Origin of the sequence: Leucobacter fengyongliangi, assembly GCF_050971685.1 — a bacterium.
Taxonomy (GTDB): domain Bacteria; phylum Actinomycetota; class Actinomycetes; order Actinomycetales; family Microbacteriaceae; genus Leucobacter.
In genome coordinates this window covers 1-24507 of the sequence record NZ_JBPCEU010000004.1, presented here as the reverse complement: position 1 = coordinate 24507, position 24507 = coordinate 1, and the positions used below count along the sequence as shown (strand labels likewise).

General features: G+C 64.1%; 21 protein-coding genes. 15 read left to right on the top strand and 6 right to left on the bottom strand.

The window, feature by feature from the left end:
• Genes ACR0R4_RS04050 through ACR0R4_RS04035 form a run of 4 tightly spaced genes read left to right on the top strand, consistent with a single transcriptional unit; the run spans position 1 to position 4766 of the window.
• The gene (locus ACR0R4_RS04050; RefSeq protein WP_433646067.1) at positions 1–1410 is read left to right on the top strand and encodes an aldehyde dehydrogenase family protein; all 1410 of its coding nucleotides are present in this window, start codon (positions 1–3) and stop codon (positions 1408–1410) included.
• A gap of 46 nt (positions 1411–1456) precedes the next feature.
• Positions 1457–2638 carry an AI-2E family transporter gene (locus ACR0R4_RS04045; protein ID WP_433646066.1) on the top strand — a complete coding sequence of 394 codons (1182 nt, stop codon included), beginning with the start codon at positions 1457–1459 and terminating at the stop codon, positions 2636–2638.
• The gene (gene ilvA / locus ACR0R4_RS04040; RefSeq protein ID WP_433646065.1) at positions 2635–3906 is read left to right on the top strand and encodes a threonine ammonia-lyase; all 1272 of its coding nucleotides are present in this window, start codon (positions 2635–2637) and stop codon (positions 3904–3906) included. The genes ACR0R4_RS04045 and ilvA overlap by 4 nt, the downstream gene beginning before the upstream one ends.
• A gap of 14 nt (positions 3907–3920) precedes the next feature.
• Positions 3921–4766 carry an SDR family NAD(P)-dependent oxidoreductase gene (locus ACR0R4_RS04035; protein WP_433646064.1) on the top strand — a complete coding sequence of 282 codons (846 nt, stop codon included), beginning with the start codon at positions 3921–3923 and terminating at the stop codon, positions 4764–4766.
• A 69-nt stretch (positions 4767–4835) separates the two neighbouring features.
• Here the strand turns inward: ACR0R4_RS04035 and greA are convergent, their stop codons facing one another.
• Together greA and ACR0R4_RS04025 are read right to left on the bottom strand one after the other, a co-directional pair.
• Positions 4836–5318 carry a transcription elongation factor GreA gene (greA, locus tag ACR0R4_RS04030; protein WP_433646062.1) on the bottom strand — a complete coding sequence of 161 codons (483 nt, stop codon included), beginning with the start codon at positions 5316–5318 and terminating at the stop codon, positions 4836–4838.
• A 150-nt stretch (positions 5319–5468) separates the two neighbouring features.
• A complete protein-coding gene (locus ACR0R4_RS04025) occupies positions 5469–5942 on the bottom strand; it encodes a DUF4307 domain-containing protein (RefSeq protein WP_433646061.1) in 474 nt (157 codons plus the stop codon).
• A gap of 64 nt (positions 5943–6006) precedes the next feature.
• Here ACR0R4_RS04025 and mca point away from each other — a divergent pair, with 64 nt between their 5' ends.
• The 6 genes from mca (at position 6007) to ACR0R4_RS03995 (ending at position 11311) form a co-directional block, all read left to right on the top strand.
• Entirely contained in the window at positions 6007–6876 is an 870-nt protein-coding gene (mca, locus tag ACR0R4_RS04020) for a mycothiol conjugate amidase Mca (protein ID WP_433646060.1), read from the top strand.
• Entirely contained in the window at positions 6873–7190 is a 318-nt protein-coding gene (locus tag ACR0R4_RS04015) for a hypothetical protein (RefSeq protein WP_433646059.1), read from the top strand. The genes mca and ACR0R4_RS04015 overlap by 4 nt, the downstream gene beginning before the upstream one ends.
• 6 nt (positions 7191–7196) lie before the next feature.
• On the top strand, positions 7197–9029 hold the full coding sequence (gene recQ / locus ACR0R4_RS04010) for a DNA helicase RecQ (protein ID WP_433646058.1): 1833 nt from the start codon (positions 7197–7199) through the stop codon (positions 9027–9029).
• A gap of 76 nt (positions 9030–9105) precedes the next feature.
• Entirely contained in the window at positions 9106–9858 is a 753-nt protein-coding gene (gene trhA, locus ACR0R4_RS04005; RefSeq protein WP_433646056.1) for a PAQR family membrane homeostasis protein TrhA, read from the top strand.
• A gap of 23 nt (positions 9859–9881) precedes the next feature.
• Positions 9882–10667 carry an isoprenyl transferase gene (locus ACR0R4_RS04000; RefSeq protein ID WP_433646055.1) on the top strand — a complete coding sequence of 262 codons (786 nt, stop codon included), beginning with the start codon at positions 9882–9884 and terminating at the stop codon, positions 10665–10667.
• Positions 10668–10735: 68 nt separating this feature from the next.
• A complete protein-coding gene (locus tag ACR0R4_RS03995; RefSeq protein WP_433646054.1) occupies positions 10736–11311 on the top strand; it encodes an NUDIX hydrolase family protein in 576 nt (191 codons plus the stop codon).
• Here the strand turns inward: ACR0R4_RS03995 and ACR0R4_RS03990 are convergent.
• From ACR0R4_RS03990 to ACR0R4_RS03980, 3 genes are read right to left on the bottom strand one after another with little or no spacing between them, the layout of a single operon-like run.
• Positions 11308–11760, bottom strand: coding sequence for a SprT-like domain-containing protein (locus ACR0R4_RS03990; protein WP_433646053.1), 453 nt, complete (start codon positions 11758–11760; stop codon positions 11308–11310). The two genes, ACR0R4_RS03995 and ACR0R4_RS03990, sit on opposite strands and share 4 nt — an antisense overlap.
• A gap of 30 nt (positions 11761–11790) precedes the next feature.
• Positions 11791–12642: a spermidine synthase gene (locus ACR0R4_RS03985; RefSeq protein ID WP_433646052.1), complete on the bottom strand. Its 852-nt coding sequence runs from the start codon at positions 12640–12642 to the stop codon at positions 11791–11793.
• Positions 12639–12908 (bottom strand): glutaredoxin family protein, encoded by a 270-nt coding sequence (locus ACR0R4_RS03980; protein WP_433646051.1) that lies wholly within the window; start codon positions 12906–12908, stop codon positions 12639–12641. Before ACR0R4_RS03980 ends, ACR0R4_RS03985 begins: the two co-directional genes overlap by 4 nt.
• A gap of 224 nt (positions 12909–13132) precedes the next feature.
• On the opposite strand from ACR0R4_RS03980, the gene rpoB reads away from it, so the two are divergent.
• From rpoB to ACR0R4_RS03955, 5 genes are all read left to right on the top strand, one after another.
• The gene (rpoB, locus tag ACR0R4_RS03975) at positions 13133–16630 is read left to right on the top strand and encodes a DNA-directed RNA polymerase subunit beta (protein WP_433646050.1); all 3498 of its coding nucleotides are present in this window, start codon (positions 13133–13135) and stop codon (positions 16628–16630) included.
• 76 nt (positions 16631–16706) lie between these two features.
• Positions 16707–20600, top strand: a complete 3894-nt coding sequence (gene rpoC, locus ACR0R4_RS03970; protein ID WP_433646049.1) for a DNA-directed RNA polymerase subunit beta' — start codon at positions 16707–16709, stop codon at positions 20598–20600.
• A gap of 182 nt (positions 20601–20782) precedes the next feature.
• The gene (locus ACR0R4_RS03965; RefSeq protein ID WP_433646047.1) at positions 20783–21871 is read left to right on the top strand and encodes a YrzE family protein; all 1089 of its coding nucleotides are present in this window, start codon (positions 20783–20785) and stop codon (positions 21869–21871) included.
• Entirely contained in the window at positions 21868–22398 is a 531-nt protein-coding gene (locus ACR0R4_RS03960; RefSeq protein WP_433646046.1) for a DUF6121 family protein, read from the top strand. Before ACR0R4_RS03965 ends, ACR0R4_RS03960 begins: the two co-directional genes overlap by 4 nt.
• 4 nt (positions 22399–22402) lie before the next feature.
• Positions 22403–23035, top strand: a complete 633-nt coding sequence (locus ACR0R4_RS03955) for a spermidine/putrescine ABC transporter substrate-binding protein (RefSeq protein ID WP_433646045.1) — start codon at positions 22403–22405, stop codon at positions 23033–23035.
• Between the two features lie 116 nt (positions 23036–23151).
• Here ACR0R4_RS03955 and ACR0R4_RS03950 read toward each other — a convergent pair whose 3' ends face one another.
• Complete coding sequence (locus ACR0R4_RS03950) at positions 23152–24408, bottom strand: integrase catalytic domain-containing protein (RefSeq protein WP_433645266.1); 1257 nt, start codon at positions 24406–24408, stop codon at positions 23152–23154.
• Positions 24409–24507: the final 99 nt, after the last annotated feature.

Genomic DNA, 24507 nt, shown 5'->3' with positions numbered 1-24507 from the left:
ATGCCCGAGTCTCACGTCACCGAATCAGCGATCACCACCATCGTCGCTGGGGTGCGCCACTCCTTCGCGCAGGGTGTGACGAGGCCGGAGGCGTGGCGCAGGAAACAGCTTCTCGCCTTGCGGAGCATGCTCATTCGGCACGAGGGCGAGTTCGAGGCCTCGTTGCACGCAGACCTGGGCAAGTCCGGTGTCGAATCGCAGCTTACCGAGATTGGGTTCTTGGTGGGTGAGATCGATCACACCCTCGCGCACCTCTCACAGTGGATCAAGCCGCGCCGCGTTGCGGCGCCGCTCGCGCTCCAGCCGGCGACCGCTCGTATCGTGGCGGAGCCCCTGGGTGTCGCACTGATCATCGCCCCGTGGAACTATCCGCTCATGCTCGCGCTGTCGCCGCTAGTGGGTGCACTCGCCGCCGGCAACGCGGCGATTGTAAAGCCGAGCGAACTCGCGCCAGCCACGAGTGCCACCCTGGCGAGGCTCATACCCGGGTACCTCGACCGGCGCGCGCTCGCGATCGTCGAGGGCGGGGTGCCCGAGACCACCGCGCTGCTTGCAGAGCGGTTTGATCACATCTTTTACACGGGCAACGGCAGAGTCGGCCGCATCGTCGCCCGGGCGGCTGCGGAACACCTCACCCCGATCACCCTCGAACTTGGCGGAAAGTCACCGGTCTACATCGACGAGACCGTGGCACCTGCCGACGCGGCAAAGCGGATCGTCTGGGCAAAGTACCTGAACGCGGGCCAGACCTGCGTCGCACCCGACTACGTGTTGGGCACGCGCGAGGTGCTCGCACGGCTCGCTCCGCACCTGGCCGACGCGATCCACTCGCTGTATGGCAACGCCGTGCAGCGCAACCCCGACTACGGTCGGATCGTGAATGATGCGCAGTTCGCGAGGCTCGTCGGGTATCTCGCCGACGGAACCGTCGTGGCGGGTGGCGGAAGTGACGCATCCGAGCGCTTCATCGAACCGACCGTGCTCGCGGGAGTCGCACGCGACTCGGCCGTGATGCGCGATGAGATCTTCGGGCCGATTCTGCCGCTGGTTGAGGTATCCGGCATTGACGACGCGCTGGAGTTCGTGAGCGGTCGAGACAAGCCGCTTGCGGCCTACGTGTTCAGCGACGACAGGTCGGTGCGCGCACGGTGGGAGCGAGAGACGAGCTCCGGTGCGCTCACGTTCAATGCGCCGATCATGCACCTCACCGTGCCCGATCTCCCGTTTGGCGGGGTGGGGCCAAGCGGCCAGGGCGCCTATCACGGCGAGCGATCCTTTCTCACGTTCAGCCACGAGAAGGCGGTGCTCGCGAAGTCGCTGCATCCCGACACCCTCGGCCCGACGGTGATGCCACCGTTCACCCGAGCAAAGGAGGCGCTCGTGCGTGGGTGGCTCGGAAAGCTGCGGTAGTCGGCGCCACACACGGCGGCATGCGCCCCATCGCTAGGATGAATCCGTGGAAGAGCAAAGCCGACAAGTGAGCGCGGAGACCGAGCTGCCGCTCGGGGTGCGCGTTGCCGCGGCGTGGTCATGGCGACTCATCATTATCGGAGCCGCGATCGCTGCACTGTTGTGGCTCATCGTGCAGGTGCGAGTGTTGGTTGTGCCGGTCATGGTCGCGATCCTCCTCACCGCCCTGTTGCAGCCCATTGTGAGCCTGTTCGTCAAGCGCGGCTGGCCCCGCTGGGCAGGGGTGGTGACCGCGCTTCTCGCGTTCCTGCTCGCGGTGACGGCGCTCGTCTGGCTGATCGTCAGTCAACTGCGTGGCGGGTTTGGCGATGTGGCTCGGCGATCCAGCATCGCGTGGAATGACTTTCTGAAGTGGATCGAATCGGCACCGTTCGGCCTTTCGGCCGAGCAGGTCAATGGCTTCATCGGTCAGCTGGTGAACACCATCGAAACCCACCAAGATGAGATTTGGAGTGGCGCTCTCGCGGTGACGACCACTGCAGGACAACTCATCACCGGTTCTCTGCTGGCACTTTTCTCCCTTATTTTCCTCCTGATCGATGGCAAGAGAATTTGGTTTTGGGTGCTCGGGTTCCTCCCGAGGAGCGCCCACGCGCCGGTGCACTCGGCCGGCCTCGCCGGGTGGATCTCAGTGGGTCAGTACGTGCGCGTTCAGATTTTCGTCGCCTTTGTCGACGCGGTGGGGATCGGCCTGGGTGCGCTGATTCTTGGAGTGCCGCTCCCGATCCCGATCGCCATCCTCGTCTTTCTGGGGTCGTTCATACCCTTTCTGGGTGCCATCACCACCGGGCTTCTGGCCACGTTTATCGCACTCGTGTACAACGGCCCGGTCAACGCGTTGCTCATGCTCGGCGTGGTCATCCTCGTGAACCAGATCGAGGGGCATGTGCTGCAGCCGCTCGTGATGGGCAACGCGGTTCGGGTGCACCCGCTCGGGGTCGTGCTGGCGGTCTCTGCGGGCGCCCTGCTGGCGGGCATTCCCGGTGCACTCTTTGCGGTGCCGATCGCGGCATCAGCAAGCGCCATCGTAAACACGCTCATGGCTCGAAAGTGGGATCCGGATGACACGCCGGTCGCCAGCTTTCTCCACCACGATAAACGTTCGCGGGAAGCCAAACACCGGGCCCGTAACGTTGCGCGGATCACGCGCAAGGAAGGAAAAGTATGACCGAGCAGGTCGTGGTTTCGCCCGAGACCGAGTCATTCGTGCCGCCGACCCTGTCGGAGTTCGAAGACACACTCGACATCGTGCACCGTGTGGCCCGCGTCACGCCTTTGGAGTCGTCCCGCTATCTGGCCGAGATTCTGGGAGTGCCGAAGGTCTATCTGAAGTGCGAAAACCTCCAGCGCACCGGTGCCTACAAGCTGCGGGGGGCCTACAACCGACTTCGGCAGTTGAGCCCCGAAGAGCGTTCTCGGGGGGTCGTGGCGGCTTCCGCCGGCAACCACGCGCAGGGTGTGGCCTTCGCCGCACGCGAGCTCGGCATTCAGGCAACCATCTTCATGCCGCTCGGAGTGGCGCTCCCCAAGCTGCAGGCGACGCGTCGGTACGGCGCCGAGGTGCACCTGATTGGCGACAACTTCGATGCCACCTTGGCAGCCGCGCGCGAGTTCGTGGCAGAGTCCGGTGCGATGTTCATTGCGCCCTTTGATCACCCCTCGGTGATCCTCGGGCAGGGCACCGTGGCACTCGAGATGCTCGAGGCGGCCCCGGAAATAGAGACCATCGTTGTGCCGATCGGCGGCGGCGGACTGATTTCCGGCGTCGCCGCTGCGGCGAAACTGATCGCCGAGCGCGATGGGCGAAGCATTCGCATCGTGGGGGTACAGGCCGAGAATGCCGCCTCATTTGGCCCGTCACTTGAGGCTGGTGAGCCCGTGAGCATCCAGACCAGCCCGACCATCGCTGACGGGATCGCCGTCGCGAGGCCCGGCGATCTGACCTTCCAAATGGTGCAACGGTACGTCGATGAAGTCGTCACGGTGAGTGATGACGACATCGCGCGTGCGATCGTGATGCTGCTGGAGCGCACCAAGCTGGTGGTCGAGCCGGCAGGTGCAGCGGGCGTGGCCGCCCTCCTCATGAACCGGGTGCAGGTGTCGGGCCCCACCGCGACGATCCTCTCGGGCGGCAACATCGATCCACTGTTGCTGCAACGGGTCATTGGTCACGGGCTCGCCGCCTCCTCGCGATATCTCAAACTGCGCATCCTCTTGCCCGACATTCCGGGGCAGCTTGTGCGTACGGCGAGTATCGTCGCCAGCAAGAATGCCAACGTCGTCGAGGTCGTTCACACACGGCATGCCACCGAGCTGCCCATCAGCGATGTCGAGCTGGAGCTGCACATCGAGACCCGAGGCCCCGAGCACGGGCAAGAGGTCGTCAGCGCGCTTCGCGACGCGGGATACCGTGTGCGCCTCGGTGAGCGCTACTAGGAAAGGATCGCCCGATGCCACGTGGCCCGAAGCGAAGCAGATCGGCCGCCGGTGCGTTCGTCGTCATCACCGGTGCCGCGCGTGGCATGGGTGAACTCTATGCCAGGCTTGCCGCAGACGAGGGTGCCGCGGCGATCGCCCTGTGGGATCTCACCCCCGAACCCATGGAACAGCTTGCGCGAGAACTCGAGGCTGTGGGGTCGAAGGTGCGTTGCTACACGGTCGACATCGCCGACCGAAACCAGGTTGCCGAGGCAGCGGAGCGCACCCTCGCTGAGCTCGGCACGCCAGACATCCTGGTGAACAACGCGGGGATCGTGCGCGGGGTGCCGTTCTGGGAGCATGATTCCGAACGTGACATCGAGGCGACCATGCGGGTGAATACGCTCGCCCCGATGTGGCTCACCCGGGCCCTTCTGCCCGCGATGATGGCCGACCGCGCGCGCTCGAAGCGGATCCTGAACATAGCCTCCGCAGCCGGAACACTCGCGAACCCCAACATGAGCGTCTACGCGGCCTCGAAGTGGGCAATGATCGGCTGGAGCGAGTCGCTGCGGCTCGAACTTGAACGCGCGGGCACCGGCAACGTCGCCGTCACCACGTTCGTGCCCAGCTACGTGTCGACCGGCATGTTTCAGGGTGCTCGGGGGCCCCTCTTGACCCCCATTATGCGGCCAGAAGCCGCGGTCCGGGCTGCCTGGTCGGGCATGTTGTCGGGCACGCCCGTTGTTGCCAGGCCGTGGACGGTGAAGCTCGCCATGGCGCTACGTGGGGTGCTCCCCACGAGGGCCTGGGATCTCATCGCAGACCGGGTGTTCAAGGTGTATTCGTCAATGGATCACTTCGTTGGCCGGGGCTAGCCAGCTGTGCACTGACGACTGAGGGCGCCGAGTCAGCTGACCCGGCGCCCTCGTTCGAGTGTCGTCGCGTCAGCCGGCGTAGGTGTCGACGCCGAGAATCTTCACGTCAATCTCTTTGCCGTTCGGCGCGGTGTAGCTCGCGGTGCCGCCGACTTTCAGGCCCAGGATCGCGGAACCGAGCGGGCTCTCAGCGCTGTATACCTCGATGCCCTCGCCGTCGGCGATTTCGCGGTTACCGAGCAGGAAGCGCTCCTCGTCGCCCATGATCTCCGCGGTGATGACCGTGCCCACCTCGACGATTCCGCGGCTTTTCGGCGCCTCGGCCACAACAGCGTGCTTCAACAGTTCTTGGAGATCGCGGATCCGCGCCTCCATCTTCCCCTGCTCGTCTTTTGCGGCGTGGTATCCGCCGTTCTCCTTGAGGTCGCCCTCTTCCCGCGCGGCCTCGATGCGCGCGGTGATGTCTCGTCGGCCGGGGCCGGAAAGGTGGTCAAGCTCGCCCTTGAGCCGGTCGTAGGCTTCTTGGGTGAGCCAGGTGTGATTGTCTTCCATGCTGGATCCTCCATCGAATCTGCGAATCTATCATTGCTGCGGATCTCCCGCAGATGTAGCTATGCCCCAGCAGTGCCGGGGCTTGCCCGACAGACTATCAGCCGGTCGGCTGTCTCGTCTGGAGGCGGCACCGAGTGCAGGCGGCGCGTCTTAGCCCGCTGCGCCGTCTTCGCGAATCCAGCACGAGCGCACGATGCCGGTGGTCGCCGGGGATGTCGCCACGAGCATCTCAGTGAAGCGGCGGGTGCGATCGGCGGAGGGGTCGAGCTCGAGTACCTTCCAGCCCACTGTCGCAAATGAGGGGCTGAGAGCCTCAAGTGCGCACGCGAGTTCGGCACCTGCGGGCGCGGTGACTTCAAAGCTGACGCTCACTTCGCGATCGCTCTCGACCGAATAGGAGAGGTCGCGAAACTCGACCTGGCTCGTCTGTTGCCAGCCCCCAAAGAGAACCACGGCGAGACCGCTGAGGAGCAGCACCCCCGCGAGGATCCACCCCACTCGTTTGTCGATGCCGCGCTGTCGTCCGCGACCGTAGCGTTCGTCGATCGACTCGGGGGTCGTCTGAGCGGCCTGGGTAGGCACCGACGGGTCGGCCGTCTGCGTCACGGGTTCCTCCGAAGTCAAGCCAGTAGAGTGGAGACTTACGCCAGCGTACCGGGCCCTCCCGGGAGTCAGATGAGAGGCCGCAATGGCGCTGAGGTTGATCGCGGTGCACGCGCATCCCGACGACGAATCGAGCAAGGGCGCAGCCACCTATGCGCACTATCTTGATCAGGGTGCCGAGGTGCTGATCGTGAGTTGCACTGGCGGCGAGCGCGGCGACGTGCTCAACGAGCTCGTGGCGCGCGACCCGAAGAGTCGACGCGATCTGGCCGGCCTGCGCCGTTCTGAGATGGATCACGCCCGCGACATCATCGGCTTTCAGCATCGTTGGCTGGGCTACGAAGATTCGGGGTTGCCGCCCGAGGGCGTAGCGGTTCCGCAGGGGAGCTTCGCCGATGTGCCGGCAGAAGTCTCGGCTGAGGCGCTCGTGCGGTTGGTGCGCGAGTTTCGCCCCCACGTGATGATCACCTATAACGAGCAGGGTGGCTACCCGCACCCCGACCACATCAGGTGCCACGAGATTTCGAAGATCGCGTGGGATCTCTCGGGTGACGCGGAGTCGTATCCCGACGCCGGTGAGCCCTGGGCCATCAAGAAGCTGTACTACGAATCGATATTCAATACTGAGCGCATGACCCGCGTCTACGAGGTGCTGCGTGAGCGTGAGCCCGAGTCGCCGCTGATCGCCCAGTTTGAGGAGATGGAGCAGCGTTTTCGGAGACGGCCCAGCGATGTCACCGCGCGGGTCGAGGTTGGCCGTTTCTTTGATCAGCGAGACGCGGCGTTGCGCGCCCACGCGAGCCAGATCCCGCCCGACAGTTTTTTCTTTTTCTGGCCGAATGACCTCCAGCGTGAGGCCTGGCCCTACGAGGATTATCGACTCGCTGCGTCGCGCGTTGCCACAAGCGAGTTTGAAGCAGACCTGTTTCAGGGGATTGACGAGGAGACGGCATGAGCGTTCTGACAACCGTGGTCGCGATGATCGCACTGTTCGCCGAAGAGGAGGCCGAGTTTGATCCGGCCTCCGTCTCGCCGGGCGTCATCGGTTTCGCGGTGACGGCGCTCTTCGCACTCGCCGTCATTTTCCTCGGCTTCGACCTGGTGCGTCGGCTTCGCCGCAGCAAATACCGCCACGAGATTGGTGAGGCGCTCGCCGCGGAGGTTGCCGAGCGCGATACCGCGGCTTCTACTCAGAGCGGTGCTGCTGCTGGGGGCGCGGATGGCACCCAGCCAGATGCGGGGAACACTGATTCCGAACCCCGCGTGTAGCTCGAGATGACCGCGGCGCCCCACCCGGCTGACCCGGCACGCGTACTCGCCGACGTCTTCGGTTTTGACGCGTTCCGCAGCGAGCAGGAAGCGATCATCCGCCAGATGATCGCGGGCGGAGACGCGGTGGTGCTGATGCCCACCGGAGGCGGCAAATCCATCTGCTTCCAGATCCCCGCTCTGTGCCGTGAGGGCACGGGTGTCGTGCTGTCGCCCCTCGTCGCACTCATGCACGATCAGGTTGCGGCGCTCAGGCTCGCGGGCGTGCGCGCGGCGGCTCTGAACTCGTCGATCAGTGGGGCGGATCGGCAGGCCATCGAGGCGGCCTACCTCGCGGGCGAGCTTGACCTGCTGTATCTCGCGCCCGAACGGCTCTCCGCCCCGGGCACCGTTGACTTTCTGCGGCAGGGAAAGATCGCCGTGTTCGCGATCGACGAAGCGCACTGTGTCTCGCAGTGGGGGCATGACTTTCGGCCCGACTACCTGCGCCTGGGCGCGCTCGCCGAGGTGTGGCCCGAGGTGCCGCGCATCGCACTGACCGCGACGGCGACACCCGAGACGCACCGCGAAATCACCGAGCGATTGCATTTAGGCCGCGCCCGACATTTCGTTTCGAGCTTCGACAGGCCAAACATCACGTATCGCATCGTGACAAAGGGGACGGTCCGGCAGCAGCTGGTCGACTTCGTGACCCGCGGGCACGCGGGGGAGGCTGGGATCGTCTACGCGCTGAGCCGGAAGCGGGTCGAGCAAACCGCGGCCTGGTTGCGAGACGCGGGTGTCGACGCGGTCGCGTATCACGCGGGTCTCCCCGCCGAGCAGCGTCTGAACGCGCAGACGCGCTTCCTGCGTGAGGAGGGGGTGGTGGTGGTCGCCACCATCGCGTTTGGGATGGGCATCGACAAGCCAGACGTGCGATTTGTCGCGCACATCGATCTGCCCAAGTCGGTCGAGGGGTATTACCAGGAGACGGGCCGCGCCGGGCGTGACGGCGCCCCGGCGGAAGCGTGGATGGCCTACGGGCTCGCCGATGTCGTGCAGCAGCGGCAGATGATCGAGTCAAACGACGGCGACGCCGAGACGAAGCGCAACCAGGTGCGTCACCTCAACCACATGCTCGCGCTCTGCGAGACCACCGGGTGCCGCAGGCAGTACCTGTTGCGCTACTTCGGCGAAGAACTCAGCACGCCCTGCGGCAACTGCGACGTGTGCCTCGAGCCTCCGAAGCTCTGGGACGCGACGATTCCCGCGCAGAAACTTCTCTCGACGGTGGTGCGAATCGGGCGCGAGCGCGGCAAGACGTTCGCCGCCGGGCAACACATTGACGTGTTGCGCGGGGTGCGCTCACCGCGAGTGGATCAGCTGCGACTCGATGAGCTGTCGACCTGGGGCATCGGCAGTGACCTCTCGGCGACGCAGTGGCGCGGCGTGGTTCGGCACCTGTTGGCCACGGGCGGGGTGGATTCGCTCGGGGAGTGGGGCGTGCTCGCCCCGACCGAGCAGTCGAAGCTGATCCTCCGGGGCGAGGCTCAGGTCATGATGCGCGAGGAGGTCGCGGCCAGACGCGGCGGGGGCGGATCCACTGGGAGCAAGCGTGCCGCGGCCGCGGCCGATCTTGACGAGGCGCAGCTCGCGGTGTTCGATCGGTTGCGGGAATGGCGCCTCGCCGAGGCGCGCGAGCAGGGAGTGCCCAGCTACGTGGTGTTCGGTGACGCGACGCTCAGCGCGCTCGCCCTGCATCGCCCGCAAGATGAGGAAGAACTTTTGGGCATTTCCGGGATCGGCCAGGCCAAGCTTGAGCGCTATGGCGAGGCCGTGCTCGCGCTCCTCGCGGACTGACGCATCGGCAGACTCGCCGACTGAGGTTCCTTACATATATGCGTCGCAGATTCTGTGGATTTCGTACACTAGGTGCATGACTGCGCGCGATCCACACTCGTTCCCAGAGCCGGATAGCCTCTCGCTTCCGCTGCTCGAAGACGCGGTGGAACATGAGGCCCACCATCGGGTAGGTTCGGCCGACGCAGACGTCAAGCCGAGTTGGCGCGGGTGGATCCACGCGGCCACGTTTCCGATCACCGTCGTTGCCGGCATCGTGCTCATCTCGGTGGCCGATGGTCCGGTCGCCAAGTGGGCCGCGGCGGTCTTTACCTTCACGAGCATGATGTTGTTCGGTATCTCTGCTCTCTACCACCGCGTGAACTGGATCCCGAGGGTCAGGCAGACCTTCCGTCGCCTCGATCACGCCAACATCTTCCTGCTGATCGCGGGCACCTACACCCCCATCGCGTTGCTCGCGCTGCCACCAGAGAAGGGCATCCTGCTGCTGGTGCTCGTCTGGGCTGGCGCGCTCCTGGGCATCGGGTTCCGCGTCTTCTGGATCGGCGCCCCGCGTTGGCTGTATGTGCCGCTGTACCTCATCCTGGGCTGGGCGGCGGTCATGTACATGGGCGACATTTATGGTGCCAGCCCGGTCGCCATGATCCTGGTCATCGTTGGTGGTCTGCTCTATACCCTGGGCTCGATCGTCTATGGACTGAAGCGCCCCAATCCCATTCCCGGAGTATTTGGGTTTCACGAGATCTTTCACGCGCTGACCGTGCTCGCGTTTCTCTGCCACTGGGCCGCCGCGCTGCTTGTGGCACTCGATCCCGTGTACTTGCGTTAATCGCGAGCCGATACACTCGCAGGGTGAATCCCGAGCGAACCTCACCACGGCCCGGGCTGCTGTACCGGCTGTATCAGCGGCGCCTCAGGCGTGAGATCGACACAGCGCGAGTGCCGCACCACATCGCCGTAATCGTCGACGGCAACAGGCGCTGGGCGAAGCAGCGTTTGCAGGAGCGCGCAGCGGTCGGCCATCGTGCCGGTGCCCGGAAGATTCCCGAGTTTCTCGGGTGGTGCGAGGAGAGCGGCATCGAGGTGGTGACCCTGTACCTCCTGTCAGCCGACAACCTGGCCGGGCGGCAGAGCCAGGAACTCACCGATCTCTTCGGCATCATTGCGGATCTCGCCACCGACCTGGCGGCGATCGATGCCTGGCGGGTGAAGCACGTGGGGTCGATCGAGGGGCTCTCACCCGAACTCGCCCTCGCGCTTGAGCGCGCCGAGCGTGACACCGAGGGTCGCGACGGCCTCCATATCAACCTCGCAGTCGGGTACGGCGGCCGCAGCGAGATCACCGCCGCCATGTGCAGCGTGATTGCTGAACACCAGGCCGCAGGTGGCACGATCGAGACGCTCGCCGAAAGGCTCACTCCCGAGATGATCGGCGAGCACCTGTGGACCAGGGGCCAGGCCGATCCCGATCTGGTCATTCGCACCTCGGGTGAGCAGCGACTGAGTGACTTCATGATTTGGCAGTCGGCGCACTCCGAGTTCTACTTTGTCGAAGCGCTCTACCCCGACCTGCGCGAGGTCGACCTGCTGCGCGCGCTGCGCGACTATTCGCGCAGGCAGCGGCGCCTCGGGAAGTAGCACCCGTTTGCGCCGACAGTGCTGGCGCGCCGATGGCACGGGCATGGGTGATCGTGCAGAATGAAGCCATGGCGATTGACACGGCCGAACGGCCAGAACCCGGTGACCCAGACGACAGGCCCGCGCCAAACATGAATCCGGGTTGGCTCAGCGACGACGAACTCGCGTTCGTGCGCGGCCGGATGCCCATCGTCTACGTCGAGGCCGTGCCCGTCCGTGTTGATGGGCAGGGGCAGGTCACCGAGGTGGGGCTGCTGCTGCGCAGCACCGCCGACGGCGTGATGAACCGGGCCTTCATCGCCGGGCGCGTGCGCTATGGCGAGTCGATTCGAGATGCCCTCTTCCGGCACCTCGAAAACGATTTGGGGCCGATGGCGTTCCCGCTGATCCCAGCCTCGCCGGTGCCCGCGCAGGTCGCGGAATACTTCCCGCTACCCGGCATTTCACCGTTTGTCGACGAGCGTCAGCACGCGGTGTCGCTGGTGTTCGTGGTGCCGGTTACGGGCAGCTGTAACCCCCGGCAAGACGCGCTTGAGGTGACGTGGATGTCGCCCGAGCAGGCGCTCGCCGAGGGTAACCTCGCAGATCTTACGGGCGGCCGCGGCAAGTTGTTGCGGCAAGCTCTGGCTTCGGTCGGGTGCTAGCGGCGCTTGTTCCAGGCGATGAGGTGAGCGGGGGAGAAGCCACGGGAGCAGAGTGCGCAACTCGTCTCGCGCGTCGGGCGGCGAAAGCGCACGTGTTCGTGCCCTCCGGGGCAGTGGCCGACCCACGGAGCTAACTCACGCGCGACATCCCCATCGTGCGTGCGCCCGCCCACGTAGCCAATCTCCTCGGCAATGCGCTTCCATGCGGGGCCGTGGCCCGCGTTTGGCCCCGCCATCGCGTGCGCCACCTCGTGCAGCAAGATCTGATGGATCTCGTCGTCGTCGAATTTCGCCGCAAGAAAGCGAGAGACCGTGATGCGGCGGTCCGTGAAGTTGCACAGTCCCGCGCGACGCTTGGCGTGGTCGAAGCCGAAGCTCCATTCGGCCGGGTCTAAATGCATGCGAATCAACGCATCAGCCCAGACGCGCACGCGCGTGAGGTCAGCCACGAGTAGGGTCACCGGAGGCGCTGGAAGTTGTCATGAACGTTCGAAGAGCTCGCGGGCCGGACGAGGGGAGTCGGTCGCACGCGCGTCGGTGACCGGTTTCACGCCTCCCACGAACGTCTCGAGCTCACGGCCGATCAGCATGCGTGCGGGATGTGGACCGCTGGCGAGTAGCCGGGGCAGCCAGTCCAGTTCTTCGGTGTGCTCTGCTGCGAGCAGCACAATATTGCCGAAACGTCGACCTTTCAGCACCTGAGGCTCGGCGATCGCGGCTACCGAGGGGAACAGACTTTCCAGGGTGGCGACCTGACCGCGCGTGAAATGCTGCCCGGTGCCGTCTGTGACGTTGACCACGGCGATCCCATCGGGTGAAAGGAGTGGCCGCACGAGTTCGTAGAACTCGACACTGGAGACATGGGCGGGAGTGCGATCCCCCGCAAAGATGTCGACCACGATCAGATCCATGGCCCCGCGCATGCCTTCGGGAAGCTTCGAGAGTACCTCGCGTGCATCGCCACGTCGCACGCGGATGCTTGCGCGCTTGGGGAGTGGGGCGGCCTCGCGAACCAGATCGACGAGTGCGCCCTCAAGCTCAACCACCTGCTGCCGGCTGCCCGGGCGGGTGGCCACGATGTAGCGTGGCAGCGTGAAGGCGCCGCCGCCCAGGTGGAGCGCAGAAATGGGCCTGCCGGGCGTGCGGAACAAGTCGATGACATGGCCGATCCGCCGGATGTACTCAAAGAAGAGCTCGGACGGGTCGCGCAGGTTGACGTGAGACTGGGGCGTGCCATCGATGAGGAGCTGCACGGCTCCCGGCACCCATCGGTCTTCCTCAAACTCTGCGATGAGCCCCGAGGTCAATGTGATGGGGTCGGGGAGCTTCACCCGAGGCCGAGTTCGGTGAGTTTCGCGCGCATATCGGCGTCGCTTGGCTCGACGTGATGGCTACCGTCGGGGTAGATGATGACCGGGATGTTCGTGCGCCCACTGATGTCGCGGGCGACCTCTGCAGCCGCGGGTTCCGCCTCCAGATTGATGTACTGGTAGGAAACTCCCAGTTCACCAAACAGGCGCTTCGCCCGGCGGCAATCACCGCACCAGTCGGCACCAAACATGCGGATCTCGGGGGAGGAGGTGCTCTGATCAGGCATAGTCATATCTTACCCGAGGGGCTCGGCACCAGGCCTGATCCACATCGCCGCTTGCCGAACGGTAACAGATCGATTACAGTAGATAGTTGCGCTTCGAACACCTATCTGCCTTCATATTGCGGTCGGCCGTCATGCCTGTTTTCACGGGCCTTTCAACTTGTGACTCGAAGCCTTTCTGCAAGACCAGGTCAACCGGCCCGACGGGGCCCACGGAGGTAGTTTCCTTGGCTGCTGCGCGCAACGCAACTTCCACCCATTCGCCGAAGAACGGTCGCGATCACTCGCGACTCAGCTTCGCTAAGATTTCCGACACGTTGGCGGTGCCAAATCTGTTGGCACTCCAGCTCGAGAGCTTTGATTGGCTCGTCGGCAATGACGTGTGGAAATCACGCGTCATTGAGGCTCAAGCTCAGGGGCGCGACGACATCGCGCTGAAGAGTGGCCTCGAAGAGATCTTCGACGAGATTTCGCCGATCGAAGATAACGCCGGCACGATGCAGCTCTCGTTCGAGAACCCGATTCTCGATGAACAGAAGTTCTCGATCGACGAGTGCAAGGAGCGTGGCAAGACGTACTCTGCCCCGCTCTACGTCGAGGCGGCCTTCTACAACACCGAGACTCAGGTGCTGAAGAGCCAGACCGTCTACATGGGTGATTTCCCCATCATGACCGACAAGGGCACCTTCATCATCAACGGCACCGAGCGCGTCATCGTGTCGCAGCTCGTCCGTAGCCCGGGCGTCTACTTTGACCGCAGCCAGGAGAAGACCAGCGATAAGGATGTCTTCTCGGCTCGTGTGATTCCGAGCCGCGGTGCGTGGCTCGAGTTCGAGATCGACAAGCGCGATCAGGTTGGCGTGCGTATCGACCGTAAGCGCAAGCAGTCGGTCACCGTCTTCCTGAAGGCGCTGGGCATGACCAGCGAGGAGATCCTCGAGGAGTTCGCCGGTTACGAGTCGATCGCGCTCACCCTTGAAAAAGACGGCATCACCACGCAGGAAGATGCCCTGAAGGACATCTACCGCAAGCAGCGTCCGGGCGAGCAGGTTGCGATCGAAGCGGCGCGCGCGCTGCTCGACAACAGCTACTTCAACTCGAAGCGCTACGACCTCGCGAAGGTTGGTCGTTACAAGATCAACCGCAAGCTCGGGATCGACGCTCCCATCACCGATTCGGTGCTCTCGCTCGAAGACATCGTCGCGACGATCAAGTACCTCGTTGGCCTCCACGCGGGCACCGAGACCCTGCCGGGCGTTCGCGACGGCAAGGCAGTCGAGTTGCGTCTTGACACCGACGATATTGATCACTTCGGCAACCGTCGCATCCGCGCCGTTGGCGAGCTGATTCAGAACCAGGTGCGCACCGGGCTCAGCCGGATGGAGCGCGTGGTTCGCGAGCGCATGACCACGCAGGACATCGAGGCGATCACGCCGAACACCCTGATCAACACGCGCCCCGTGCTGGCCGCGATCAAGGAGTTCTTCGGCACCTCGCAGCTGTCGCAGTTTATGGATCAGAACAACCCGCTCGCGGGGCTGACCAACAAGCGTCGACTCTCTGCACTCGGCCCCGGCGGTCTGTCGCGTGACCGCGCAGGCGTTGAGGTGCGTGACGTTCACCCGTCGCACTACGGCCGTATGTGCCCCATCGAGACCCCGGAAGGCCCGAACATTGGCCTGATCGGCGCGCTCGCGACCTTCGCGCGCATCAACGCGTTTGGCTTCATCGAGACGCCGTACCGTCGCGTGATCGACGGCAAGGTCACCGACCAGGTCGATTACCTCACCGCCCATGAGGAGGACGAGTTCCTCATCGCGCAGGCCGGCGCCCCGCTGACCAGCGATGGCCGCTTCGCCGACAAGCAGGTGCTGGCTCGCCCCCGTGGCTCTGAGGTCGAGATGGTCGATGCGGGCCGCGTCGATTACATGGACGTGTCCCCGCGTCAGATGGTCTCGGTAGCGACCTCGCTCATTCCGTTCCTCGAGCACGACGATGCAAACCGCGCACTCATGGGTGCCAATATGCAGCGCCAGGCGGTGCCGCTGGTTCGCAGCGAGTCGCCGCTCGTGGGTACCGGTATGGAAGGCTACGCCGCGATCGATGCTGGCGATGTCATCACCTCGGAGGCTGCCGGTGTCATCACCGACGTGTCGGCCGATTTCGTCACCGTCCAGCACGACGAGGGCGGAACGAAGACCTACTTCCTGCGCAAGTTCGATCGTTCTAACCAGGGCACGAACTACAACCACCGCGTGATCGTGAAGTCGGGCGAACGGATCGAAGCCGGCGAGGTTATCGCCGATGGTCCAGCGACCGAGAATGGCGAGCTCGCACTCGGCAAGAACCTGCTCGTCGCGTTCATGTCGTGGGAGGGTCACAACTTCGAGGACGCCATCATCCTGAGCCAGAACCTGGTGAAGGACGACACGCTCTCGTCGATCCACGTTGAGGAGTACGACGTTGATGCCCGCGACACCAAGCTCGGCAAGGAAGAGATCACCCGTGATCTCCCCAACGCCAGCATGGAGGCGCTAAAAGACCTCGACGAGCGCGGCATCATCCGCATCGGTGCCGAGGTTCGCCCCGGCGATATCCTCGTCGGCAAGGTCACGCCGAAGGGCGAGACCGAGCTGTCGGCCGAGGAGCGCCTGCTGCGCGCGATCTTCAACGAGAAGAGCCGCGAGGTTCGCGATACCTCGCTGAAGGTGCCCCACGGTGTTGCCGGTACCGTCACCGCGGTCAAGGTCTTCGACGCTGAGAACGACAACGATGACGATCTGGGCTCTGGTGTGAACCAGCGCGTGGTTGTCTACATCGCTCAGAAGCGCAAGATCACCGAGGGCGACAAGCTCGCCGGTCGTCACGGCAACAAGGGTGTCATCTCGAAGATTCTTCCGGTGGAAGACATGCCCTTCCTCGAAGACGGCACTCCGGTCGACGTGATCCTCAACCCGCTGGGCGTGCCCGGTCGAATGAACTTCGGCCAGGTGCTTGAGATCCACCTCGGGTGGATCGCCAAGCAGGGTTGGAAGGTTGACGGTCTGCCCGAGTGGGCCGCAAACCTGCCGAAGGAAGCGTTCGAAGCTGCACCGAACACCAAGGTCGCAACCCCGGTGTTCGACGGCGCGACCGAGGCAGAGATCGGCGGTCTGCTCGATTCGACCCTCCCGACTCGCGATGGCGAGCGACTCATCGGCGCAAGCGGCAAGACCCGCCTGTTCGACGGTCGCTCTGGCGAGCCGTACCCGTACCCGATCTCCGTCGGCTACATGTACATCCTGAAGCTGCACCACCTGGTTGACGACAAGATTCACGCGCGCTCAACCGGACCGTACTCGATGATCACGCAGCAGCCGCTGGGTGGTAAGGCACAGTTCGGTGGACAGCGTTTCGGTGAGATGGAAGTGTGGGCGCTCGAGGCCTATGGCGCCGCATACGCGCTGCAAGAATTGCTCACGGTGAAGTCCGACGACATCCTTGGCCGCGTCAAGGTGTACGAGGCGATCGTTCGTGGGGAAAACATCCCCGAGCCGGGAGTTCCTGAGTCGTTCCGCGTACTCATGAAAGAGATGCAGTCGCTCTGCCTGAACGTCGAGGTGCTTGGCGCCGGTGGAGAAGTCGTGAATCTGCGCGATAACGACGATGAGGCTCACCGCACTGCGGAGGAGCTCGGCATTAACCTCTCGACCCGCTTCGAGACCTCGTCAATCGACGAGATCTGAGTTGATGGCCGCATCATCCTCGGATGATGCGCGCGTCGGAATACACCACAGAGATTTACATCCCCAAGGAGACACATTGCTCGAGGGTACGAGTTTTAACGAGCTGCAGATCCGCCTGGCGACCGCTGACGATATTCGCAGCTGGTCATTCGGCGAGGTCAAGAAGCCAGAGACCATCAACTACCGCACACTGAAGCCCGAGAAGGATGGCCTGTTCGGCGAACAGATCTTCGGACCGAGCCGCGACTGGGAGTGCGCTTGTGGCAAGTACAAGCGTGTTCGCTACAAGGGCATCGTCTGCGAGCGTTGTGGCGTAGAGGTTACGAAGTCGAGCGTACGTCGCGAGCGGATGGGCCACATCGAGCTCGCCGCACCAGTCACGCACATCTGGTACTTCAAGGGTGTGCCCAGCCGTCTGGGCTACCTGCTTGACATGGCGCCGAAGGATCTCGAGAAGGTCATCTACTTCGCCGCGTACATGGTGATCGATGTCGACGAGGAAGGTCGTCGCGACGATCTTCCCGAGCTCGAGAATGAGCTGCGCCTCGAACTCGAGTCGCTCGAGAAGCAGCGCGATCTCGCCATCGCGCAGCGTCAGCAGCAGGCAGAGTCGGATCTCGCGGCACTTGAGGCCGAGGGTGCGAAGGCAGATCAGCGTCGCCGCGCCGAGGCTTCGGCCGAGAAGGAGATGGCATCGATCCGCAAGGGATTCGATGACGATATCGCCAGCCTGAAGCGCGTGTGGGAAGATTTCCGCACCCTGAAGGTCGGCGATCTCAAGCCAGAAGACGCCACTTTCGCTGACCTGATGGATCGCTACGGCGACTACTTCGAGGCCTACATGGGCGCCGAGGCCATCAAGAAGCGCCTGGAAGCCTTCAACCTGCAGGAGGAAAGCGACATGCTTCACCTCCAGATCTCCGAGGGCAAGGGTCAGAAGAAGATCCGCGCCATCAAGCGACTGAAGGTTGTCAGCTCGTTCCTGCAGACTGGCGCGAGCCCGGCTGCGATGGTGCTCGATGTCGTTCCCGTGATCCCGCCGGAGCTGCGCCCGATGGTGCAGCTCGATGGTGGCCGCTTCGCGACGTCTGATCTCAACGATCTGTACCGTCGTGTGATCAACCGCAACAACCGTCTGCGTCGCCTGCTCGATCTTGGGGCCCCCGAGATCATCGTGAACAACGAGAAGCGCATGCTGCAGGAAGCTGTGGACGCGCTGTTCGACAACGGCCGTCGCGGTCGCCCCGTGACGGGCACCGGAAACCGCGCGCTGAAGTCGCTGTCAGACATGCTGAAGGGTAAGCAGGGTCGGTTCCGTCAGAACCTGCTCGGCAAGCGCGTTGACTACTCGGGCCGTTCGGTCATCGTGGTCGGCCCGCAGCTCAAGCTGCACCAGTGTGGCCTGCCCAAGCAGATGGCGCTCGAGCTGTTTAAGCCCTTCGTGATCAAGCGCCTGATCGATCTGTCGCACGCGCAGAACATCAAGGCCGCCAAGCGCATGGTTGAGCGTTCACGCAGCGAGGTCTGGGACGTGCTCGAGGAGATCATCCGCGAGCGCCCCGTGCTGCTGAACCGCGCACCCACCCTGCACCGACTCGGAATTCAGGCGTTTGAGCCGCAGCTCGTCGAGGGTAAGGCGATCCAACTGCACCCGCTCGTCTGCACCGCCTTCAACGCCGACTTCGATGGCGACCAGATGGCTGTGCACCTCCCGCTGTCGGTTGAGGCTCAGGCCGAGGCCCGCGTGCTGATGCTCGCGTCGAACAACATCCTGAAGCCGTCTGATGGTCGACCGGTCACCCTGCCCTCGCAGGACATGATCATCGGCTTGCATCACCTGACCACCGTCAAGACTGGTGAACCGGGTGAGGGACGCGCGTTCGGCTCAATCGCCGAGGCAATCCTTGCCAAGGATGAGGGAACTCTCGATCTGGGTTCCAAGGTGAAGATTCGCCTGCACGGGTACACCAACGCAGAGGGTGTCACCTCCGAGCGTCCGCTCATTGTGGAAACCACGCTGGGTCGCGCGATCTTCAACGAGGCGCTCCCGGTGGGGTACCCGTACTTCGAGCGCGTGGCAGACAAGGGCACCCTGTCCAGCCTGGTCAACGACCTCGCCGAGCGGTACCCCAAGGTGGAGGTCGCCGCCACGCTCGACCGCATCAAGGATGCCGGCTTCTACTGGGCTACCCGCTCGGGTATCACGGTGGCGCTGTCTGACATCGTGACGCCGTCGAACAAGGCTGAGATTCTGGCACAGCACGAAACCGCTGCCGCCGCAGTGCAGAAGAAGTTCGACAAGGGCATGATCACTGATGCCGAGCGTCACACTGAGCTCGTCGAGATCTGGACCGAGGCGACCGAAGAGGTTGCGTCGGCCATGCGCGAAGCGTTCCCCGAAGACAACACCATTTACCGCATGGTGTCGTCGGGTGCACGTGGTAACTGGCTGCAGATCCGCAACATTGCGGGCATGCGAGGCCTGGTGAGTGATCCGAAGGGTGAGATCATCCCTCGTCCGATCATCAACTCGTACCGCGAGGGCCTGTCAGTGGCGGAGTACTTCATCGCCACCCACGGTGCGCGTAAGGGTCTTGCTGACACCGCGCTGCGAACCGCCGACTCGGGCTACCTGACTCGTCGACTCGTCGACGTCTCGCAGGATGTCATCATTCGTGAGGAAGACTGCGGAACGACTCGAGGGCTTGAGTTGCCGATCGCAACCGCGGATGCGGACGGCACCCTCGTGCGCGACGACAACGTCGAGAACTCGGTCTACGCGCGCACCCTTGCGAGCGAAGCGATCGATGCTCAGGGCAACGTCATCGCAGTGGCCGGCGCTGACGTGGGCGACGTGCTCATCGACACGCTCGTTGCGGCTGGTGTCACCGAGATCAAGGTGCGTTCGGTTCTGACCTGCCAGTCGGCAGTCGGCGTCTGCGCCACCTGCTACGGTCGCTCGCTCGCAACCGGTCAGCGCGTCGACATCGGTGAGGCTGTGGGCATCATCGCCGCCCAGTCCATCGGTGAGCCCGGCACGCAGCTGACGATGCGTACCTTCCACACCGGTGGGTCTGCCTCGGCTGACGACATCACGCAGGGTCTGCCCCGCGTGCAGGAGCTCTTCGAGGCGCGCACCCCTAAGGGTGCATCGCCGATCGCAGAGGCCGCGGGTCGTGTCACCATCGAAGACACCGAAAAGGGTCGTCGTATTCTCCTCACGCCGGATGACGGCACCGAAGAGAAGGCCTACCCGGTGCTCAAGCGCGCCACCCTCCTCATCGAAGACGGCGACAGCGTGGTGTTGGGTCAGCCCTTCATCGCGGGCACGCTCGACCCGAAAGACATTCTTCAGGTCGGTACGACCGAGAACGGCAAGCACATCCCAGGTGAGCGCGCCGTGCAGCGGTACCTCGTTGAAGGCGTACAGAACGTGTACCGCTCGCAGGGCGTGCCGATCCACGATAAGCACATCGAGGTCATCGTGCGTCAGATGCTGCGTAAGGTGACTGTGGTCGATCACGGTGAGACCGATCTGTTGCCGGGTGAACTGGTGGATCGCGCGAAGTACCAGCGGCTGAACCGCGAGGCGCTGCTTGAGGGCAAGCGCACCGCGACCGCCCGTTCGGAAGTCATGGGTATCACCAAGGCTTCGCTGGCGACCGAGTCGTGGCTGTCGGCGGCCTCCTTCCAGGAGACCACTCGCGTGCTCACCCAGGCTGCGATGGAGGGATCGCGAGATCCGCTCATCGGCCTCAAGGAGAACGTCATCATCGGTAAGCTCATCCCGGCCGGCACCGGCCTGTCTGTCTACCGTGACGTCGATGTGAACGCTACCGAGGAAGCGAAAGCGGAGCGGTACCCGAGCCGTCTGTTCGCGACCGAGTCGAACTTCGACGAGAACGATCTGTCGTTCGTCGATTTCGACAGCTTCACCGCTGACGAGTTCAACCCGGGCAACTACAGCTAGTTCGTAGTTTCTCCGCAGACGGCGCTCATCCTTCGGGGTGGGCGCCGTCTGCTTTGTGCCGGGATCGGCAACACTCGCGCGTGCTGCGCGAGAACTTCGTTGCCCGCTTGTACTCTTGCGGCAAACCGGTATGTGTTGTGACGTGATGCAATGCGGGCCGGGTCGCGACGAGAGGTGAGGCCATGAGCGAAGAGCGCGAGACGCAGACGGCGGGGGCACCCGTCGAAGAGAATGAGCCGTCCGGCACCGAGGTGCAGGCTGCCGTTGAACGCGCCACCGAGAGCGCTGCTGCAGACCCGGTCGATCCCCAGGGTCCTGTGTCGTCAGGGTCGGGAACCGGCGAACCCGCGGTCATTGACGACACGATCGAGCGCCCGATTATCGCGCCGGTGGTCGAGCAGCCGAGCGCAGCGCCCGGGCCGACCGCAAGCGAGATTTTTGCAGCTCAGCCCCCGCACGGCGGATCTTCGCGGCCGACGCACGAGTCGCAGTCTGTGGCTGCTGCATCCGCGGCACCCACAACTCAGGGTTCGGGTCTTGCTCAGCGACTCGAGGCCGATTCGGTCACTCCAGTGGTGCCCGGAGCCGCCAGTGCGGCAGCTGGCGCGTCCACCGAAACAACACCGGGTGCGGCCCCGGCTCCCGCTGCTGCGGGCCTCGGCCCGGCACGCGACGGGGAGATCCGCATCAGTGCCGATCACCCAATGGCGGCACTGTACATGCAGACGCCCATGCCGCCTGAGATTAAGGGGAATCGAGGCGCCGGCATCCTGATTGCGCTGCTCGCGACGGTCGGATTCGCGTTGGTGTTCGCGGGCATCATCGCGCTGATCGCTGCCCCGTCATACCCACCTTCGACGTTCCTCACCGAGGGGCTGCTGCCAGCCTTGCTCTCGTGGAGCTACTTGGGCTCAGTTGCGGCCTTCTTCGTCGGCCTGGCGTTGGTTGTCCTCATCTCCGGTCGCGCCGGATGGTGGGCCTATGTCATCGGCGGATTTCCGGTGGGCGTGCTCGTGTTCGGGGTTGCGTTCCTCGGCACCGTCATCGATACCGGAGAGGAATTCCGTAGCTCGGTCAGTGACCTCCTGGCGGCTCGGCTGAGCTTGGGTGCACTCGTTGTCGCACTCGTCGCTGGCATCATCGCGCGCGAGGTCACCGTGTGGTTTGGCGCGTGGATCGGCTCACGCGGACGCAAGGTGGCGCGCAAGAACGCGGCTGCCGTCGCCGAGTACGAGGATGCCCTGGCTGAGGTGCAGGCGAAGGCGCTGTGACGGAAAGCTCCCGACGCGGCGTCACCCGGGGCTACGTCGGGGGCTTGATACTCGCGACCGTCATGGTGGTCTTGGCCTTGGTCGTTGCGGTCTGGGGGCTGATCGCCCTGTTCTCCGATCGGGAGCCGGTGCAGACACCTGGTGTCGTCTCGGCCGCCGGTCCGGTGATCATCGCGGTCGCGCTCGGAATGCTCGCTTGGGGGCTCTGGTTGCAGGCTGTTCAGCTGCTACGCGGGCTCCGCACGCCGCCCTGGGGTCATACCCTCGTGCTGGCAGTTGGTGCGTATCTCATCTGGTGTCTCGGCGGGCTCCTCGCGGGCCTCACAATTGAAGACACCTGGTTGAGTCCGTACGCGGCGACCCTTCCGGTCATGTTCGCGCTCGGTTCCTTCCTGTTTTGGGCCGTGCTCGCGCGCCGCGTCTTCACCGACAGGCCCCCTCCGCAGTGGCCGTGGGAACGTCGCGGTGAGGCTGGAGCCGAATCGGCAGGTGGACCCGAAGACGACGACGATGCTCGGGGAGAATAGACAGGTGTCGGACGTTATCGAGGATCGCGTCGACGCAGCCGTAGACGCCTGGCTGCGTTGGCTGCCCAGCTGGAAGCCGGGTACCCATCGGGGGCGGGTGCGCATGTGTCGGCGATGCACCGGATCACCAGTTCTGGCCGCCGCGGGCATCGCGGGCGATGTCCCCCACCAGGTCGCGCACGCGCTGACGAGCCGCATGCAGCGCATTGTGGATCGCGCAGTGGATGAGTTCACCGAGCGCCAACTGCCTGGCCTGCACGCCGAACTCACCGGCGACGCCCTCTGGGATGCGGGAGGTTTCAACCCCAGCGAGGGGCTTCCGCCAGAATTTGACGGGCTCGATCTTGACCCAGAGCCGGAAGACGGCCAACCTTTCCTCTTCACGCTCGCCGGCCTCGCCGAACAGGCGAAGCCCGAGCCCGTGTTGCCCAGGCCACCCCTCACTCCGGAAGAGAAGCGCAGGCTGCGCACCGAGATTGAGCTGGCGGATCAGTGCGCCCACGATGCCGGTCAACGGGTGTGTTTCGCCCTTGCGGCGCACCGTCAGCGGGTACAGGCAGCGGTTGAGCGCTTCGTGGAGCCGCAGATCCAGGCCATGCTGGAGGAACTCTCGCGCCACCTCGAGCCGCCCCAGTAGTAGCTCTCTCCATGGCGTAGCTGGGATCCACGAGGAAAGCACGAGGAACCTCATATAAATATGCCCGCGAAACACCACCGGTGACTCACATAAGAATGCCCGCGTAATTCTCGAGCTTAGCTTGCCTGTTTCCTGCTCGCGCGGGCCGGCTTGACCCCGGCTGCCGCGTTTGGTGCTTTCGCGAGTTCGATCGCTTCGAGCGTGCGAGTCTTCTCGGCCGCGAGGTAGGTGAGGCGCTGCTGGATTCGGTCGATCTCGCGAGCGATGTGGGCCGGGTTCAAGCTGTCACGGTACCCGGTCAACTCGGCGGTCTTCTCGGCGCTGAGCACACCGGAACGCTGGAGCCGGTCGAATGGTGTCGCGAGCTCATCGTAGACACGTTTACGGCGCCCCCTTTGATCGGTCGCCCAACCGATGGGTTTCTTCGTGGGGGTGAGGAAATTATGGCGATCGTTCACCAGCGGCCATAACTCGTTCAATAGCTTCAGCAGAGGCGCGGTGTCGTACCTCCAGTAGAACGCGTACCGGCGCACGATCTGATTGTTTTTCGACTCGATCGTGGCCTGATCATTCTTCTTGTACGGCCGGGACCTCGTGAAGTAGATGTCAAGTTCTGCAGCCCAACCGATGACGTCGTAGTTGATGAACTCGGACCCGTTATCAAAATCCACCCCGGTCACCTCGAACGGCACTTCGCTGATGAATCGGTCGAGGGCGTCACGAATGTGCAGGTGTGCGTTGTTCCGGATCGAGCGCGTGTACGTCCAACCGGTGTGCATGTCGGTGAGATCAACACTGCGACAGAACTCACCCTTCAAGACGGGCCCGCAGTGTGCGACGGTGTCGCCCTCGAAGAACCCGGGTACGGCCTCGATCTCGTCACCGGCTTTCCTGATCGTGATCGAGTTCCGCAGCAGCGGGCCTGGCGTGGTGGTGGCGATCCCGCGGAGTGGGTCCCTCGCGCGGGCTGGGGCGAGGTAGCGGTCGATCGTGGCCGGTGACATTGCCAGCAACTCGTCCGCGACGTGGTGACTGTACCTGCCCCGGCCTGGGACCAGTTCGCCGTGCGCTTCCAGCAGCATGAGTTGGAGTTCCATTGACGCGGCCAAGTATTTCCCGCTGATCCCGCCCGCGAACGCCCACACTTTCTGCAGCACTTTCAACGCGTCATGTGAGTACTTCAGCGGGCGCGGCTTACGTTGCCGGGCCCCTACCCGACGCGGTTTCAGCGCAGCTTGTAACTGTCTGCGCGCGTTGTCTCTGGACCAGCCCGTGATCGCGCATACCTCGTCAAGGAGACGGCTCTTCTCCTTCTTGGCCGCTGCGGCATACTGCTTCGCGAACTTTCGTGTGATCTCGTGTCTGGCACGCATTGATAGCCCACTTCCCATGAAACTGATGATTCCGTTTCGCGGGCATTTTTACGTGATGCACCGGAAGTGTTTCGCGGGCATATTAGGTGAGGCACGTCG